Consider the following 15,707-nt stretch of genomic DNA (forward strand, 5'->3'; position numbering starts at 1 on the left):
TCGATCCGGCCATCACCGGGGAGCTCCCGGAAGAACGCGGTCCGCGCGAGCGGCTCGTCAGTAGAACCGGGCGGACCGGGCCGCACCGAACCCGAACACGAGCGGTCGTGACGTGCGGACAGCACGGCGTGGCAAGCGAGGTGGTACCGCGGAGCCTGCTCCGTCCTCGTGGAGATCGAGCGAACCCACAAGGAGCCCCGGTGCCGTACCCGTTGAACGCCGATGCCGATGGCGTCGTCCCCTCGCCGTCCTTCCCCGCCGTCGAGCGGGGGATCCTCGCCTTCTGGAAGGGCGACGACACGTTCCAGGCGTCCATCGACCAGCGCCAGGGCTGCGACGAGTGGACCTTCTACGACGGCCCGCCGTTCGCGAACGGCCTGCCGCACTACGGTCACCTGCTGACCGGGTACGCGAAGGACGTCTTCCCGCGCTACCAGACCATGCGCGGCAAGCAGGTGCACCGCCGCTTCGGCTGGGACACCCACGGGCTGCCCGCCGAGCTCGAGGCGATGCGCCAGCTCGGCATCACCGAGAAGCACGAGATCGACGAGATGGGCGTCGACGTGTTCAACGCCGCCGCCAAGAAGTCCGTGCTGCAGTACACCGACGAGTGGCAGCAGTACGTCACCCGCCAGGCGCGCTGGGTCGACTTCGAGGACGACTACAAGACGCTCGACACCACGTTCATGGAGAGCGTGCTGTGGGCGTGGAAGCAGCTCTGGGACAAGGGCCTGGCGTACGAGGGCTTCCGGGTCCTGCCGTACTGCTGGAACGACCAGACGCCGCTGTCGAACCACGAGCTGCGCATGGACGACGACGTCTACAAGATGCGCCAGGACCAGTCCGTCACGGTGTCGTTCCCGCTGCAGGGTGCGCGCGCCGAGTCGCTCGGGCTGGCCGGCGTGCGTGCGCTCGCCTGGACGACGACCCCCTGGACCCTGCCCACGAACGCCGCGCTGGCCGTCGGGCCTGCGGTCTCGTACGTGGTGCTCCCTGCGGGGCCGGGAGGCGCGGCTGACGGCGCCGACGCCGGTTCCGTCCACTACCTGCTGGCTTCGGACACCGTGGCCGCCTACGCGAAGGACCTCGGCTACGAGACGGCCGAGGACGCCGCTGCCGCGGTCGTCCGCACCCTGGCGGGTGCGGAGCTCGACGGCGTCGAGTACGAGCGCCTGTTCGACTTCCTCGTCGATGCCGAGGGCATGGAGCACGCCTGGCGCATCCTGGTCGCCGACTACGTCGAGACCGGCGAGGGCACCGGCATCGTGCACCAGGCCCCTGCCTACGGTGCCGACGACCAGGTGGTCTGTGCTGCCGCCGGCATCCCCGTGGTGCTCTCCCTCGACGAGGGCGGGGTCTTCACCTCGCAGTTCGGCGAGGTCGCCGGCATGCTCTGGTCCGACGCGAACAAGCCGCTGACCAAGGCCGTCCGCGACGCCGGTCGCCTGCTCCGCCAGGCGTCCTACGAGCACAGCTACCCGCACTGCTGGCGGTGCCGGAAGCCCCTCATCTACAAGGCCGTGTCGTCGTGGTTCGTGCGAGTCACCGACTTCCGCGACCGCATGGGCGAGCTCAACCAGGACATCAACTGGGTGCCGGAGAACGTCAAGGACGGCCAGTTCGGCAAGTGGGTCGGCAACGCCATCGACTGGTCGGTGTCGCGCAACCGTTACTTCGGCACGCCGATCCCGGTGTGGCAGTCCGACGACCCCGAGTACCCGCGCACCGACGTGTACGGCGCGCTCGAGGACATCGAGCGCGACTTCGGTCGCCTGCCGCTGAACGCCGACGGCGAGGTCGACCTGCACCGCCCGTTCATCGACGACCTGACCCGCCCGAACCCCGACGACCCCACGGGGAACTCGACGATGCGCCGGATCACCGACGTGTTCGACGTCTGGTTCGACTCCGGGTCGATGCCGTACGCCCAGGTGCACTACCCGTTCGAGAACCGGGAGTGGTTCGAGTCGCACAACCCGGCCGACTTCATCGTCGAGTACATCGGGCAGACCCGCGGCTGGTTCTACGTCATGCACGTGCTGTCCACCGCGCTGTTCGACCGACCGGCCTTCAAGAACGTCATCAGCCACGGCATCGTCCTCGGCTCGGACGGTCAGAAGATGTCGAAGTCGCTGCGGAACTACCCGGACGTCTCCGAGGTGTTCGACCGCGACGGCGCTGACGCCATGCGCTGGTTCCTGATGTCCTCGTCGGTGATCCGCGGCGGCAACCTCGTCGTCACCGAAGAGGGCATCCGCCAGGGCGTCCGTGAGTTCATGCTCCCGCTGTGGTCGACGTACTACTTCTTCACCCTGTACGCGAACGCCTCCGGGCCGGACGGGTACCAGGCCCAGCGTCGGACCGACTCGACCGACGTGCTCGACCGGTACCTGCTCGCGAAGACCCGGGTGCTCGTGTCCGACGTGCAGCAGCACCTCGACGCGCTCGACACCCCGCTCGCGGCCCAGGCCGTCCGCGACTTCGCCGACGTGCTGACGAACTGGTACGTCCGCCGGTCGCGCGACAAGTTCTGGACCGGGGCCGACGGCGCGGCAGGGGACGACGCCCGTGCGGCGTTCGACACCCTGTACACGGTGCTCGAGACCCTGACGCGCGTCGCGGCCCCGCTCGCCCCGCTCGTCACCGAGGAGATCTGGAAGGGCCTGACCGGTGGTCGGAGCGTGCACCTGACGGACTTCCCCGACGCGGCCGAGTTCCCCGCGGACGACGCCCTCGTCGCGGCGATGGACCGCGTGCGCGACGTCGCCTCGAAGGGCCTCGCGCTCCGCAAGGCGACCGGCAAGCGCGTCCGGCTGCCGCTCGCCACGCTCACCCTCGTGGTGCCGGACCCGGCGGCGGTCGAACCGTTCGCCGACATCCTGCGCGACGAGCTGAACGTCAAGCGGGTCGTGCTCGAGGCCCAGGCCGAGGAGTCCCTGGCGCAGTACGGCATCGAGCGGAAGCTCACAGTCAACGCCCGCGTCGCCGGCCCGCGCATCGGCAAGGCCGTGCAGCAGGTGATCCCGGCCGCGAAGAAGGGCGACTGGACCGCGACCGAGTCCGGCGTGACCGTCGGCGGTGTCGACCTGGTCGAGGGCGAGTACACGCTCGACCTCACCGTCGCCGACCCGTCGGTCGCCGTGGCGTTCCTCGACGAGGGCGGCTTCGTGGTGCTCGACACCGTGACCACGCCCGAGCTCGAGGCCGAGGGGCTCGCCCGCGACGTCGTCCGCGCCGTCCAGCAGGCCCGACGCGACGCCGACCTGGACGTCAGCGACCGCATCGTCCTGACCCTCGGGGTCGACGAGGCCGCCGACGCGTCGGTGCGCACCCACCAGCAGCTCATCGCCGGGGAGACCCTGGCGACGAGCATCGAGATCGTGCCCCTCGGGGCAGGCGCCACCACCGATGTCGGTGACGGCGCGAAGGTGACCGTGGAGGTGTCACGCGCATGAGCGACGACGACCAGTACGACGAGCACGACCAGCACGACCAGCACGACGAGGACGGCATCCGGATCCCGGTGGGGCCGTCCGGTGACGCTCCGGTCGAAGCCGTGCCGTACGGCGGTGACGACGACGAGGTCAAGCGCGTCGAGGCCGCCCTGTACGCCCGGATCGGTGAGCAGTCGCCCGAGCACCGCCTGACCGCGACCCGTCGCGCCGTCGAGCTGCTCGGCGACCCGCACCTGGCGTACCCGGTGATCCACATCACCGGCACGAACGGCAAGACGTCCACCGCGCGCACGACCGAGAGCATCGTCCGCGCCCACGGTCTGCGCACCGGCCTGATGACGAGCCCGCACCTGGTGTCGATCCGGGAGCGCATCGTCATCGACGGGCAGCCGATCGAGCCGAGCCGGCTCGTCGAGAACTGGGACGACATCGCCCCGGTCCTCGAACTGACCGACCAGGAGCTCACCGCCAAGGGCGAGCTCCCGCTCACCTTCTTCGAGGCACTGACCGTCCTGGCCCTGGCGTGCTTCGCCGAGGCGCCGGTCGACGTCGCCGTGATCGAGGTCGGCATGGGCGGCGAGTGGGACTCCACCAACGTCGTGCAGAGCCAGGTCGCGGTGTTCACGCCGATCGCCATCGACCACGCGAAGCAGCTCGGCAGCACCGTTGCGGAGATCGCGCGGACCAAGTCCGGGATCATCAAGCCGTCGTCCGCCGTGGTGTCGAGCGAGCAGGTCCCCGAGGCCCTCGTCGAACTCGAGCGTGCCGCCGAGCTCACCGAGTCGACCCTCGCGGTCGAGGGCACCGGTTTCAGCGTCGTCGACGTCACGCCGGCGGTGGGCGGTCAGCTCATCACCGTGCAGGGGATCGCCGGCCGCTACGACGACCTGTTCCTGCCGCTGTTCGGGCGGCACCAGGCGCACAACGCGGCCGTCGCGATCGCCGCGGTCGAGTCGTTCCTCGGTCGGGGCACCCAGGCGCTCGACGAGGACGTCCTGTCCGAGGGCCTCGCCGGTGCCACCAGCCCGGGTCGCCTCCAGCCGATCGCCACCGACCCGACCGTCGTGGTCGACGCGGCGCACAACCCGCACGGTGCCAAGGCCCTGGCCGAGGCCCTGCCGGTGGCCTTCCCGTCCGAGCACGTCGTCGGCGTCGTCGGGATCCTCGGCGACAAGGACGCCCGCGGGTTCGTCCGCGCGCTGAAGGGCACCGTCGAGACCTTCGTCGTCACGCAGCCCCCGGGGGAGCGTGCCCTCGACGCGGACGCCTTCGCGAAGGTCGTCGTGGACGAGGTCGGCGCGGACCGTGTCGTCGTCGAACCGTCGCTCGCCGCCGCGCTCCAGCAGGCACGCGACCTGGCGGACGAGGCGGACGCCGAGGACGCCCTCGTGCTCGTCGCGGGCTCCATCGTGATGGTGGGTGCGGTCATGGACCTGGTCCACCGGGAAGGCGAGACGAAGTGACGAACGCACCACGGGCCTCCCGGCCAGGGCGCGCACCGCGCACCCGGAAGCCGCGACGCGACCGCGGGGCGCAGGAGAGCCTGCTGTCGATCGCGCTCGTGCTCGAGGCGATCATGTTCTTCTTCCCGATGCTCGTCGTGTTCGGCAAGGGGACCCTGCCGCCGGCCCTGGCGTTCGGCGGCGGCATCGGTGCGATGGTCGTGCTGGCGCTGGCCTCACGCCTGACCGGCAACCCCGCCGGTGTAGGGTTCGGGTGGCTGCTGCAGGCGGCCATCCTCGCCACCGGGTTCATCGAACCGTTCATGTTCGCGGTCGCCGTGGTGTTCCTGGCGCTGTGGGTCTTCTGCTTCGTCAAGGGCGGTCAGCTCGACCGCCAGAACGCTGCGCGCCGGGCCGCCATGGGCGAGGACTGACCACCCCTCCGATCCCGCGAACACACTAGGAGTACTGCGTGTCCGACCTCGAAGAGACCCTCGTCCTCGTCAAGCCCGACGGCGTCGCCCGCCAGCTCACCGGTGAGATCCTCCGCCGCATCGAGTCGAAGGGCTACGAGATCGTCGACCTGAAGATGCTCACCGCGCCGCGCGACCTGTTGGACGCGCACTACGAGGAGCACCAGGGCAAGCCGTTCTTCGAGCCGCTCGTCGAGTTCATGCAGTCCGGTCCGGTCGTCGCCGTGCGCGTCGCCGGCAACGGCGTGATCGCCGGCTTCCGGTCGCTCGCCGGCACCACCGACCCCACCAGCGCCGCGCCCGGCACCATCCGCGGCGACCTCGGTCGCGACTGGGGCCTCAAGGTGCAGCAGAACCTGGTGCACGGGTCGGACAGCACCGAGTCGTCGGCGCGCGAGCTCGCGCTCTGGTTCGCCTGAGACGCCGGGGGAACGACTCGTGACGAACAACGACCGACCCACCAAGAACGAGCGTCGCCAGCACGCGCGTGAGGTCTCGCGCCAGCGCGCCGATGCCGAGAAGCGTCGCAAGCGCCGCAACAAGTGGTTCCTGCAGGGCGGTATCGGCCTGGGCATCATCGCGATCGCCGCGATCATCACGCTCGTCGTGGTGAACGTGAACAACGCACCCGCCGTGTCCGCTGCCGGGCCGAAGAACATGGCCACCGGCGCGATCCAGTTCACCGGCGAGGGCGGCGAGGTCACCCCGGTGACCACCAAGGCCGTCACCGCGAAGGGCACCCCGTCGGCAGTCCCGACGTCGAACACCGACGGTGCGGTCGCGGTCACCGAGTACGTCGACTGGGCCTGCCCGGTCTGCAAGCAGTTCGAGGCCGCCTACGCCGGCCAGATCCTGGACAAGGTGAAGTCCGGCGACGCGACGCTGGCCATCCAGCCGGTGTCGATCCTCGACCGCAGCTACCAGAGCTCGCGCTACGCCAGCCGGGCCGCGAACGCCGCGATGTGCGTCGCGAACTACGCGCCGGACAAGTTCCTGGACGTCCAGACGCAGTTCTTCGACAACCAGCCCACCGAGGGCACCTCCGGCCTGACGAACGCCGAGATCGCGAAGCTCGTGAAAGCCGGCGGCGCGACCGGGTCGAACGTCTCCGAGTGCCTGTCGACCGAGCAGTTCAAGGGCTGGGTGACGAAGTCCACCAAGCTCGTCACCGCGGACGAGGCACTGCAGGGCACGCAGGGCTTCGGCACGCCGACCGTGGTCGTCAACGGCAAGCGCCTCGACGACCTCAGCACGGTCATCACCGCGATCGACGCCGCGGCGAAGTAGCACCACCCGCACGAGCGAAGGCCCCCGCTTCCATCCGGAAGCGGGGGCCTTCGTCGTCGCGCTGCCTCGTGCCTACGCGGCGCCGCCGTTCTGCTCGACGAAGGACGCGAAGGCGTCGGTGTCGGTCAGGGAGCCGGTGAACTGCTTGCCGTTGACGATGATCGTCGGGGTGCTCGTCACCTTGTCGAGCGACGAGTTCGGGATCGGGTCGTCCATCACCCGGTTCGTGGCGTCGGCGACCCACCCGGCGAAGTGCTGCCCGGTGATGCACGAGGCGACCTTGCTGTTCGTCGCGCCGGCGTCCTTCGCCAGGGAAGCGAGCTCGTCGTTCGTCAGGCCCTTGGTGCTCTCGGACGGCTGGTTCTCGTAGAGCGACGTGTTGTACGCCAGGAACGCATCCGGGTCGTAGTCTGCGACGCAGGCGGCCGCGGCGGCGGAGCGCGTGGAGTACTTCGACCCGAGCGACACCCGGTCGAGCAGGTTGAACGGGTGCAGTTCGAGCGTCGCAGAGCCGGCCTTCACCCACTGTTCGACCTGGTCCATCTGCGCCGTCTCGAACTGGTTGCAGTACGGGCACATGTAGTCCGAGTACACGGTGATGTTCGCCACCGAGTCGTCCTGCTTCGTCGCCGTCGGGGTCCCGCCGTCGGGCGTGGCCTTCGTCTCGACGGGCACGATCTCGCCGCTCTGGCCGGTGAACAGGATGCCGTCGCTCGCCATGTTGCGCGGTCCGGGCCCAGCGGGTTGCACCGAGTTCGCGATCACCAGGACGACCACGGCGACGACCGCCAGGCTGCCGACGATGATGCCGCTGATCCCGAGCGTCTTGTTGCGGCGACGTCGCGCCTGTTCCTGCACCCGGGCTTCGCGAGCGCGCTCTCGGGCGGCGTCACGACGGACCTTCTTGCTCTCGTTCTCGCTCATCGAGATCGAGCGTAGGTGCTGCACAGAGGTCGATCGGGCGTCCTGCCTGTGAAGCCCCCAGGAGTTCGGTGACACGTCATCGATGCGTCATGGACACCGCATCGGGGACGCCCAGCAGCAGATCAGAAGACCGTCAGGATGGTCGGGAACTTGATGATGATCGTCACGATGATGAACAGGTAGTTCGCCAGCGGGAACGCCCAGCAGAACGGGAGCAGTGCCCGGCCGACCCGCTGCGTGCGAGCACCGAAGCGGCCCTGCGCGGCGTTCCAGATCGTGAACACCCAGAACATCGGGATCGTCATCGACCACACGAGCATGCACCACGGGCACAGCGCGCCGATGAACCAGACGGTCTGGGTGAAGAGCCACGTCACGAAGACCCACGCCAGGAACACGCCGGCGTTGAACGCGATCCAGAACCACCGTGAACCGTTGCGGAAGCCCGCGAGCATCATCACCGCGACGGCGATCGGCGCGACGAAGCCCATCACTCCGAGCAGTGGGTTCGGGAACCCGAACAGGTGACCCTGCCAGCTCGCCATCACGTCCGAGCAGCTGATGAACGGGTTCACGTCGCAGGAGAGCACCGTGTCGGGGTCGGCGTACTTCTTGAACTCGTCGAGCACCAGGGAGAAGGACCCGTACAGGCCGACGAACCCGGTGATCAAGAGGAAGACGGCCATCGCGATCGGACGACGGGGGGCAGGCGCTGACGTGCTCACGCCGTCATCATCGCATGCGGCTTCCGGTCCTTTCCGGGAGCGGCGTGCGATACTGGCCGGAGGTCGTGTGGGCAACTGCAGACCGAAGAGAGCTTTCCGGGCAGTGCCCCACGGGGCAGTGTCCGGACGATCAGGTGCGGTGAGAGCGCACCGTGGTCGGGACAGCGTCACTCCGACGCCGAGCCGACCCGGGCCGGGTGCCCGGACCGGAACGGCAGCGGACGCAACGAGAAGTTGACGCAGACCGATCACGAAGACAGCGAGCGCGGGGCGTCGACGCCACCGCCACAACCAAAGAATTCCCGCCGCCTGACAAGGGTGCGAGTGGGGCCGAGGAGTGCGCCAGTCCATGGTGGAGCAGAACAACGACAACACGACCAACGACGAGAACGCCCCGAAGCGTCGGACCCGCCTGTTCGGCGGACGCCGCGCCCGGTCGTCCGGCCAGCAGGTCGCGGCCGACGCCGTGCAGGTGCCGGCCGTCGACGAGCCCCTCGCACTGACGGACGGGGCACCGGCAGAAGCCGTGTCCGTCGCGGTCGAGGCCGTCTCCGCGCAGAGCGCCGAGCCGGACGACGTGAGCACGCTGACCGGCGACCTGCCGGTGGTCGAGGCCGAGCCGACCGAGCCCGCAGCCGACGTGGCGGAGCCGAGTGGTGCCTCCCGTCCGACCGAGACCGAGCCGACGGCCGAGGCGAGCGAACCCGCCGCCCCAGCCGAGCCGTTCGTCCCGAAGGCGACGAGCACGCTCAGCCTGATCTTCCACGCCCCCGTCCTGCCGGAGCTGCCGCGCCGTGCCGCGCGGTACGAGCGCGACGAGGACGACCGAGACGACCGCTACGAGCGCTCCGACCGCTCCGAGCGCGAGGACCGGTTCGACCGCGATGACCGGTACGACTCCGAGGACCGCGAGGAGCAGGGCGGATCTCGTCGGCGCTCGCGTCGTCGGGGGAGCAGCGCCGACCGCGAAGCCCGTGCGCCGCGCGAGCCGCGCGACCACCAGGAGCCCCGCCGCCGCGAGCCCGAGCTCATCACCGAGCCGCAGCGCATCAAGGGCTCGACCCGGCTCGAGGCGAAGAAGCAGCGTCGCCGCGACGGCCGTGACGCCGGACGACGCCGCCAGGTCGTGAGCGAGGATGAGTTCCTCGCCCGCCGCGAGAGCGTCGACCGCCAGATGATCGTGCGCTCCAGCTCGTCGACCATCGAGATCGGCGTGCTCGAGGACGGCATCCTCGCCGAGCACTACATCACCAAGTCCGAGAACGTGTCGCTGATCGGCAACGTCTACCTCGGCAAGGTGCAGAACGTCCTGCCCTCGATGGAGGCCGCCTTCGTCGACATCGGCCGCGGCCGCAACGCCGTGCTGTACGCCGGCGAGGTCGACTGGAACTCGGTCGACACCAGCCACGGCCGTCGCATCGAGGCCGCGCTCAAGCCGGGCGACAAGGTCCTGGTGCAGGTCACGAAGGACCCCGTCGGCCACAAGGGTGCCCGCCTGACCAGCCAGGTCTCGCTGCCCGGTCGCTACCTGGTCTACGTGCCGAACGGCTCGATGAACGGGATCTCGCGCAAGCTGCCCGACACCGAGCGTGCGCGCCTGAAGAAGATCCTGAAGGAGGTCCTGCCGGAGCACGCGGGCGTCATCGTGCGCACCGCTGCCGAAGGTGCGACCGAGGAACAGCTCACCCGCGACGTGCAGCGCCTCACCAGCCAGTGGGAGGCCATCCAGAAGAAGGTCGCCGGTGGCCAGGCCCCGGTGATGCTGCACTCGGAACCGGACCTGCTCGTCAAGATCGTGCGTGACGTCTTCAACGAGGACTTCACGAAGCTCATCATCGACGGCGAGGCCGCCGGCGGCACCATCGACGAGTACCTGTCGGCCGTCGCGCCCGACCTGAAGGACCGCGTCGTCCGCTACGAGGGCCCGGACTCCTTCGAGGAGTACCGCCTGAACGAGCAGATCGACAAGGCGCTCGACCGCAAGGTCTGGCTGCCCTCCGGTGGTTCGCTCGTCATCGACCGCACCGAGGCCATGACGGTCGTCGACGTCAACACGGGCAAGTTCGTCGGCTCCGGGGGCAACCTCGAGGAGACGGTCACGAAGAACAACCTCGAGGCCGCCGAGGAACTCGTCCGCCAGCTCCGCCTGCGCGACATCGGCGGCATCATCGTCGTCGACTTCATCGACATGGTGCTCGAGGAGAACCGCGACCTCGTGCTCCGTCGCCTGATCGAGTGCCTGAGCCGCGACCGCACGAAGCACCAGGTCGCCGAGGTCACCTCGCTCGGCCTCGTGCAGATGACCCGCAAGAAGATCGGCGTCGGCCTGCGCGAGTCGCTCGACGAGGTCAACGCGAAGGTCAACGACAACAACGCCGACCCGGGCCCGAGCAAGGGGCGTCGCAAGGGGCGCAGTGGTGCCGGCAACAACGGCAACGGTGGCAACGGCAACGGTGGCAACGGGCACGGCAACGGCGGGGGCAACTCCGGCGGTGGCTCGGGTTCCGGTTCGTCGAACGGGCAGTCGAGCCAGGCGCACCAGATCACCGACGACGTGAAGAGCGCGCTGTCGCGGATCGCCGCCTCGACGATCCCGCACGAGGACTCACCGGCATCGCCGACCTCGGCGGAGGCACCGGCTTCGGCCGACGTGCCCGCAGCGACGTCCGCGTCCGACGACTCCGGAGCGGGCGAACAGCCCACCGGGTCGAAGCGTCGGCGCCGTGGCGGCCGGGGTGGACGGAGCGGCGAGCAGGCGAACGCTGCCGCGACCGAGGCCACCGAGGTCACCGAGTCGGCGCCCGTCGCAGTCGAGGCGGAGACGGCTGTCGAGCCGAAGCAGGCCGAGCCGAAGCGCGACCAGCCGAAGCAGGCTGCCCCGAAGCAGGCGGTCGCCGAGGCTGCTGCTCCTGCCGCCGAGCCGAAGGCCAAGGCCCCGGCCCGCCGTCGGGTCAGCTCCAGCGCGACGGTGACCCCGACCGAGAACACGGTCGCGATCCTGGACATCCCGCTCAACGCCGCCCCGAAGCGCGAGCCGCGGCAGGTCGCCCCGGACGCCGAGTCGCTGTTGGACTCCGTGCTCCAGGCGCTGCCGGAGCCGAAGCAGCCGGGTCAGGGTCGTTCGCGGTCCCGCCGGGTGTCGTCGCCGAGCATCAGTGCGCCGGCCACGACCGAGGGTGCATCCGGCGAGGACACCGACGGCTCCGTCATCCTGGGGAACTGAGCGTGACGAACCCCGGTGACCCGCAGCAGGATCGTGGGTACTACGGTGCGGGCTGGCAGCAGCCCGCACCGCCCGGCCCCGGGGGAGCCGGCGGTTCCGCCCCGCCGTACGGTGGGCAGCCTGTTGGGCAGCCGCAGCCTGGTGGGCAGCCGCCGCACGGCGTCCAGCCCGCCGCCGGGGTGCCCTACGCCCCGCCGCGACCGCCCCGTGCGCCGGCCGATCCGCGTCGGGCCTTCGCGCCCGGCGCCTCGGTGAACAACACCGCCGGGGCGCTCATCGCCGTGGTGTCCCTCGTGCTGGTCGAGTTCGTGTCCGGCATCGTCGGGCTCATCGGGACGTCGCTCGTCGTCAGTCCGTTCGCGCACTACGGCACGGGGGCCAGCCTGGTCGGCAGCTTCATCGCCTCGGTGTTCCTGGCGCCGTTCCCGTTCTACGCGGGGGCGTTCCTGGCGCTGGCGTTCCTGACGCCGATCGCCCGCCGCAGTCCGCTGCCGACCGTGCTGCTCCGTGCCGTGCTCGCCGGGGCTGCCGGGACGATCGCCCTCGCGCTCGTCGGTGTCTTCACGGGCGCGTTCGGTGCGATCACCTCGGGAGGGTCGCGCCTGGTCATCGACGTCGTCACGAACCCGCTCCGCAACGGCGTGCCGTTCACGGTGATGCTCCTGGCGAGCGCGACCGCGGCGTGGCTGTGGCTCGGGCGCCCGCGACGGAACCGTGGCGCCGCGCCGACGTCCGGCCTGCCGGGGACGGTGCGGCCCGCCGACGCCGTCCCGCCCGCGACCGTGCAGCCGGGGCCGCAGCAGCCGCAGCAGGGCCCGTACGGACAGGGTCTGGTCCAGCCGGACCCCCACGGGCAGTACGGCGGCCAGTACGGCGTACAGCCCCGTCCGGACCAGCAGCAGCCGCCGGCAGCCCCCTGGGGTGGTCCAGCGCCGCGCTGACCTCGCGTCGTCGCGCCTGCGGGCGTGTGATCGTGCGGGCGCTGCACGGTGCGAGGTTGACCACATGGTGCGGCCTTCGTGCCTCGCACCATGTGGTCAACCTCGCACGGTGCGCACGTGCGCGACCCGCGACCGCGGTCCTGCGAGGTCCTGCGAGGTGCGGCATCCGCCTGTCGCTGCACCGTGCGAGGTTCTCGGGGCGGTGCAGCGGCCGCGGCACGGTGCGAGCCTCTGGCGACGCACCGTGCTGCCGACCTCGCACGCAGTGGGCAACCTCGCACGGTGCGCTTGCCCGAGACGCGGCCCCGCACCGTGCGACAGGACGGGCGTGGCGGGCGTGCGCCGGGCCTCCCGTCCGCACCGTGCGAGGTTCCGGACATCGTGCGAGTCGGCGTGCCCCGCACCGAGTCGGGAACCTCGCACCGTGCGTGCCGGACGCACGCGCGCGGCGCGTCAGTGGGCGCGCTTGTCGCGTTGCGCCACGCGCAGGCCGCTGCGGATGAGCCGCAGCACGAGCTCCCGGCCGGACACCGCAGAGGCCCCCGCGGCGACCAGTTCGTCGTACTTCGCGAGCGGCACGTCGTAGTGGTCGTGGTCGAACGCACGACGCGGCACACCGGCGCGTGCAGCGAACGCGTGGAGTTCCGCGTAGGATTCATCACTGACGAGGTGCGACCACAGAGTGTCGTGAGCGGGCCACGTCGGTGGGTCGATCAACACGGTCACCGTGCAATCGTACGTGTGTCGCCGTTTGACCGGACCCATGGGGATCGAGTATTCTCGATCCCTGGTGTCAGCGGGCCGTTCTGCCTGCGTCGCCGATCGGGCCCGGCCTTCCGGGAGCCGCTCGTGCAGAAGTGGGCACCCGAGACTTCCCTCAAGCAGAGTTACGTAAGGATTTCCACGTGGTTTACGCAGTAGTGCGCGCCGGCGGCCGTCAGGAAAAGGTCGAGGTCGGCACCATCCTGACCGTCGACCGTGTCAAGGCGGACGACAAGGGCAACATCGACCTCGCCCCCGTGCTCCTCGTGGACGGTGACAAGATCACGTCGGCGGCTTCCGAGCTCGTCAACGTGACCGTCACCGCCGAGGTGCTCGACGACCTGCGCGGTCCGAAGGTCATCATCCAGAAGTTCAAGAACAAGACCGGGTACAAGAAGCGCCAGGGTTTCCGCGCTGAACTGACCCGCGTCAAGATCACCAAGATCGCGTAAGGGAGTCAGCTCATGGCACACAAGAAGGGTGCGAGTTCCACTCGCAACGGTCGTGACTCGAACGCTCAGCGCCTCGGCGTGAAGCGCTTCGGTGGCGAGGTCGTCAACGCCGGTGAGATCATCATCCGCCAGCGTGGCACCCACTTCCACCCGGGCGCCAACGTCGGCCGCGGTGGCGACGACACGCTGTTCGCCCTCTCGGCCGGTTCGGTCGAGTTCGGCACCAAGGGTGGCCGCAAGGTCATCAACATCGTCAACGCGTAGTCGCGACGATCAGCTTCAGCGGGAGGGGCGGGCCGAGTGCCCGCCCCTCCTTCGCTTTTCCCGTCGACGGATCACGTCGGCACAACGCGCCGACGGATCACGTCGGCACAACGCGCTGACGCACCCCGTCGGCGCAACGATCTTCCAGGAGTGGAACCATGGCGACCTTCGTCGACCGCGTGACCCTGCACCTCAGCGCGGGGAAGGGCGGCAACGGTTGCGTCTCGGTCCGCCGTGAGAAGTTCAAGCCCCTCGCCGGGCCCGACGGCGGCAACGGCGGTGACGGCGGCGACATCGTGCTCGTGGCCGACCCGCAGGTCACCACGCTGCTCGGCTACCACCGCTCCCCGCACCGTTCGTCCAAGAACGGGCAGCCGGGCATGGGCGACCACCGCAGCGGCGTCAGCGGCGAGGTCCAGGAGCTCCCGCTCCCGATCGGCACCGTCGTGTACGACGAGGCCGGCGAGGTCATCGCCGACCTGACCGAGCCCGGCATGCGCGTCGTCGTGGCCCCCGGTGGACAGGGCGGCCTCGGCAACGCGGCGCTCTCCACCACCAAGCGCAAGGCCCCCGGCTTCGCGCTCCTCGGCACCGAGGGCTGGGCGGGTGACATCAGCCTCGAGCTGAAGACCATCGCCGACGTCGCCCTCGTCGGGTTCCCGAGCGCCGGCAAGTCCTCGCTCATCGCCGCGATCTCGGCCGCGAAGCCGAAGATCGCCGACTACCCCTTCACCACGCTCACCCCGAACCTCGGTGTCGTCGAGTCGGGCGAGAGCCGCTTCACGGTCGCGGACGTCCCCGGGCTGATCGAGGGCGCGTCCGAGGGCAAGGGCCTCGGCCTCGAGTTCCTGCGCCACGTCGAGCGCTGCGAAGCCCTGCTGCACGTCATCGACTGCGCGACGATGGACCCGGGCCGCGACCCGATCAGCGACCTCGACGTCATCCTCGGCGAACTCGAGCGCTACCCGGTCCCCGAGGGCCAGGTGCCGCTGCTCGAGCGTCCGCAGCTCATCGCGCTCAACAAGATCGACGTGCCGGACGCCGCCGAGCTCGCCGAGTTCGTCACCGCCGAGCTCGAGGGCCGCGGCTACCGCGTGTTCCCGATCTCCACGGCGTCCCACAAGGGTCTGCGTGAGCTGACCTTCGCGTTGGCCGAGGTCGTCGAGCAGGGTCGTGCCAAGCGCGCGGCCGAGCCCGTCGTCGAGCGCATCGTCATCCGCCCCCGTGCCGTCAACGACCAGGGCTTCACGGTCCGTGCCGAGGGCGGCGAGGAGCACCGCTTCTTCCGCGTCCGCGGCGCGAAGCCGGAGCGCTGGATCCAGCAGACCGACTTCACCAACGAAGAGGCGATCGGCTTCCTGGCCGACCGGCTCGCGAAGCTCGGCATCGAGGACGGCTTGTTCAAGGCCGGCGCGGTCGCCGGTTCGACCGTCGTGATCGGTGGCGACGGCGGCATGGTCTTCGACTGGGAGCCGACGCTCACGTCCACCGCGGAGCTCATCACGAGCGCGCGCGGGACCGACGCCCGCATCGGTGCGACCTCGCGTCCGACCCGCAACGAGCGTCGCGAGGAGTACTTCGAGCGGATGGACGCCAAGGCCGCTGCCCGTGCCGAGCTCGAACAGGAGCGTGTCTCCGGCCTCTGGGTGAACGACGAGGTCGTCACCAGCGACGACCTCGAGACCGGCGACCCCGAGGCCGGAGTCGAGACCGGCGTCGAGACCGGTGACTTCGAGACCAGCGACCAGAAGGACTGACC

The 15,707-nt window shown here is 70.1% G+C and carries 13 protein-coding genes; 10 read left to right on the top strand and 3 right to left on the bottom strand.

Annotated elements, in window-relative coordinates; translation table 11 throughout:
- The first annotated feature begins 200 nt into the window (after window positions 1–200).
- Genes ileS through EDF40_RS17570 form a run of 5 tightly spaced genes read left to right on the top strand, consistent with a single transcriptional unit; the run spans window position 201 to window position 6,657 of the window.
- Window positions 201–3,455, top strand: a complete 3,255-nt coding sequence (gene ileS / locus EDF40_RS17550; protein ID WP_123341083.1) for an isoleucine--tRNA ligase — start codon at window positions 201–203, stop codon at window positions 3,453–3,455.
- Window positions 3,452–4,918: a folylpolyglutamate synthase/dihydrofolate synthase family protein gene (locus tag EDF40_RS17555; RefSeq protein ID WP_185003204.1), complete on the top strand. Its 1,467-nt coding sequence runs from the start codon at window positions 3,452–3,454 to the stop codon at window positions 4,916–4,918. The genes ileS and EDF40_RS17555 overlap by 4 nt, the downstream gene beginning before the upstream one ends.
- Entirely contained in the window at window positions 4,915–5,331 is a 417-nt protein-coding gene (locus EDF40_RS17560; protein WP_123341082.1) for a DUF4233 domain-containing protein, read from the top strand. Before EDF40_RS17555 ends, EDF40_RS17560 begins: the two co-directional genes overlap by 4 nt.
- A gap of 38 nt (window positions 5,332–5,369) precedes the next feature.
- On the top strand, window positions 5,370–5,789 hold the full coding sequence (ndk, locus tag EDF40_RS17565) for a nucleoside-diphosphate kinase (RefSeq protein ID WP_111084529.1): 420 nt from the start codon (window positions 5,370–5,372) through the stop codon (window positions 5,787–5,789).
- 19 nt (window positions 5,790–5,808) lie between these two features.
- On the top strand, window positions 5,809–6,657 hold the full coding sequence (locus EDF40_RS17570) for a thioredoxin domain-containing protein (RefSeq protein ID WP_123341081.1): 849 nt from the start codon (window positions 5,809–5,811) through the stop codon (window positions 6,655–6,657).
- 72 nt (window positions 6,658–6,729) lie between these two features.
- Here the strand turns inward: EDF40_RS17570 and EDF40_RS17575 are convergent, their stop codons facing one another.
- Together EDF40_RS17575 and EDF40_RS17580 are read right to left on the bottom strand one after the other, a co-directional pair.
- On the bottom strand, window positions 6,730–7,581 hold the full coding sequence (locus EDF40_RS17575; RefSeq protein WP_148053905.1) for a thioredoxin domain-containing protein: 852 nt from the start codon (window positions 7,579–7,581) through the stop codon (window positions 6,730–6,732).
- 122 nt (window positions 7,582–7,703) lie between these two features.
- Window positions 7,704–8,306 carry a vitamin K epoxide reductase family protein gene (locus EDF40_RS17580; RefSeq protein WP_243649877.1) on the bottom strand — a complete coding sequence of 201 codons (603 nt, stop codon included), beginning with the start codon at window positions 8,304–8,306 and terminating at the stop codon, window positions 7,704–7,706.
- Window positions 8,307–8,655: 349 nt separating this feature from the next.
- On the opposite strand from EDF40_RS17580, the gene EDF40_RS17585 reads away from it, so the two are divergent.
- Both EDF40_RS17585 and EDF40_RS17590 read left to right on the top strand, forming a co-directional pair.
- Window positions 8,656–11,529: an Rne/Rng family ribonuclease gene (locus EDF40_RS17585; RefSeq protein WP_123341078.1), complete on the top strand. Its 2,874-nt coding sequence runs from the start codon at window positions 8,656–8,658 to the stop codon at window positions 11,527–11,529.
- A 2-nt stretch (window positions 11,530–11,531) separates the two neighbouring features.
- Window positions 11,532–12,470 carry a hypothetical protein gene (locus EDF40_RS17590; RefSeq protein ID WP_148053904.1) on the top strand — a complete coding sequence of 313 codons (939 nt, stop codon included), beginning with the start codon at window positions 11,532–11,534 and terminating at the stop codon, window positions 12,468–12,470.
- Between the two features lie 453 nt (window positions 12,471–12,923).
- Here the strand turns inward: EDF40_RS17590 and EDF40_RS17595 are convergent, their stop codons facing one another.
- Complete coding sequence (locus tag EDF40_RS17595) at window positions 12,924–13,196, bottom strand: DUF4031 domain-containing protein (RefSeq protein ID WP_123313478.1); 273 nt, start codon at window positions 13,194–13,196, stop codon at window positions 12,924–12,926.
- A 179-nt stretch (window positions 13,197–13,375) separates the two neighbouring features.
- Between EDF40_RS17595 and rplU the strand changes: the two genes are divergently transcribed.
- The 3 genes from rplU to obgE all read left to right on the top strand — a co-directional run bounded on the left by rplU (window position 13,376) and on the right by obgE (window position 15,705).
- Complete coding sequence (gene rplU, locus EDF40_RS17600) at window positions 13,376–13,684, top strand: 50S ribosomal protein L21 (protein ID WP_111084536.1); 309 nt, start codon at window positions 13,376–13,378, stop codon at window positions 13,682–13,684.
- A gap of 12 nt (window positions 13,685–13,696) precedes the next feature.
- Complete coding sequence (gene rpmA / locus EDF40_RS17605) at window positions 13,697–13,948, top strand: 50S ribosomal protein L27 (protein ID WP_071257351.1); 252 nt, start codon at window positions 13,697–13,699, stop codon at window positions 13,946–13,948.
- 158 nt (window positions 13,949–14,106) lie between these two features.
- The gene (gene obgE, locus EDF40_RS17610; protein WP_123341076.1) at window positions 14,107–15,705 is read left to right on the top strand and encodes a GTPase ObgE; all 1,599 of its coding nucleotides are present in this window, start codon (window positions 14,107–14,109) and stop codon (window positions 15,703–15,705) included.
- Window positions 15,706–15,707: the final 2 nt, after the last annotated feature.

Source organism: Curtobacterium sp. PhB170, from assembly GCF_003752345.1.
GTDB lineage: Bacteria > Actinomycetota > Actinomycetes > Actinomycetales > Microbacteriaceae > Curtobacterium.

What these genes read in the sequence shown, in the direction of transcription:
- EDF40_RS17555 (WP_185003204.1), top strand. Translation starts at nt 3,452, where the DNA reads ATGAGCGACGACGACCAGTACGACGAGCACGACCAGCACGACCAGCAC.
- EDF40_RS17575 (WP_148053905.1), bottom strand. Translation starts at nt 7,581, where the DNA reads ATGAGCGAGAACGAGAGCAAGAAGGTCCGTCGTGACGCCGCCCGAGAG.
- EDF40_RS17585 (WP_123341078.1), top strand. Translation starts at nt 8,656, where the DNA reads ATGGTGGAGCAGAACAACGACAACACGACCAACGACGAGAACGCCCCG.
- rpmA (WP_071257351.1), top strand. Translation starts at nt 13,697, where the DNA reads ATGGCACACAAGAAGGGTGCGAGTTCCACTCGCAACGGTCGTGACTCG.
- obgE (WP_123341076.1), top strand. Translation starts at nt 14,107, where the DNA reads ATGGCGACCTTCGTCGACCGCGTGACCCTGCACCTCAGCGCGGGGAAG.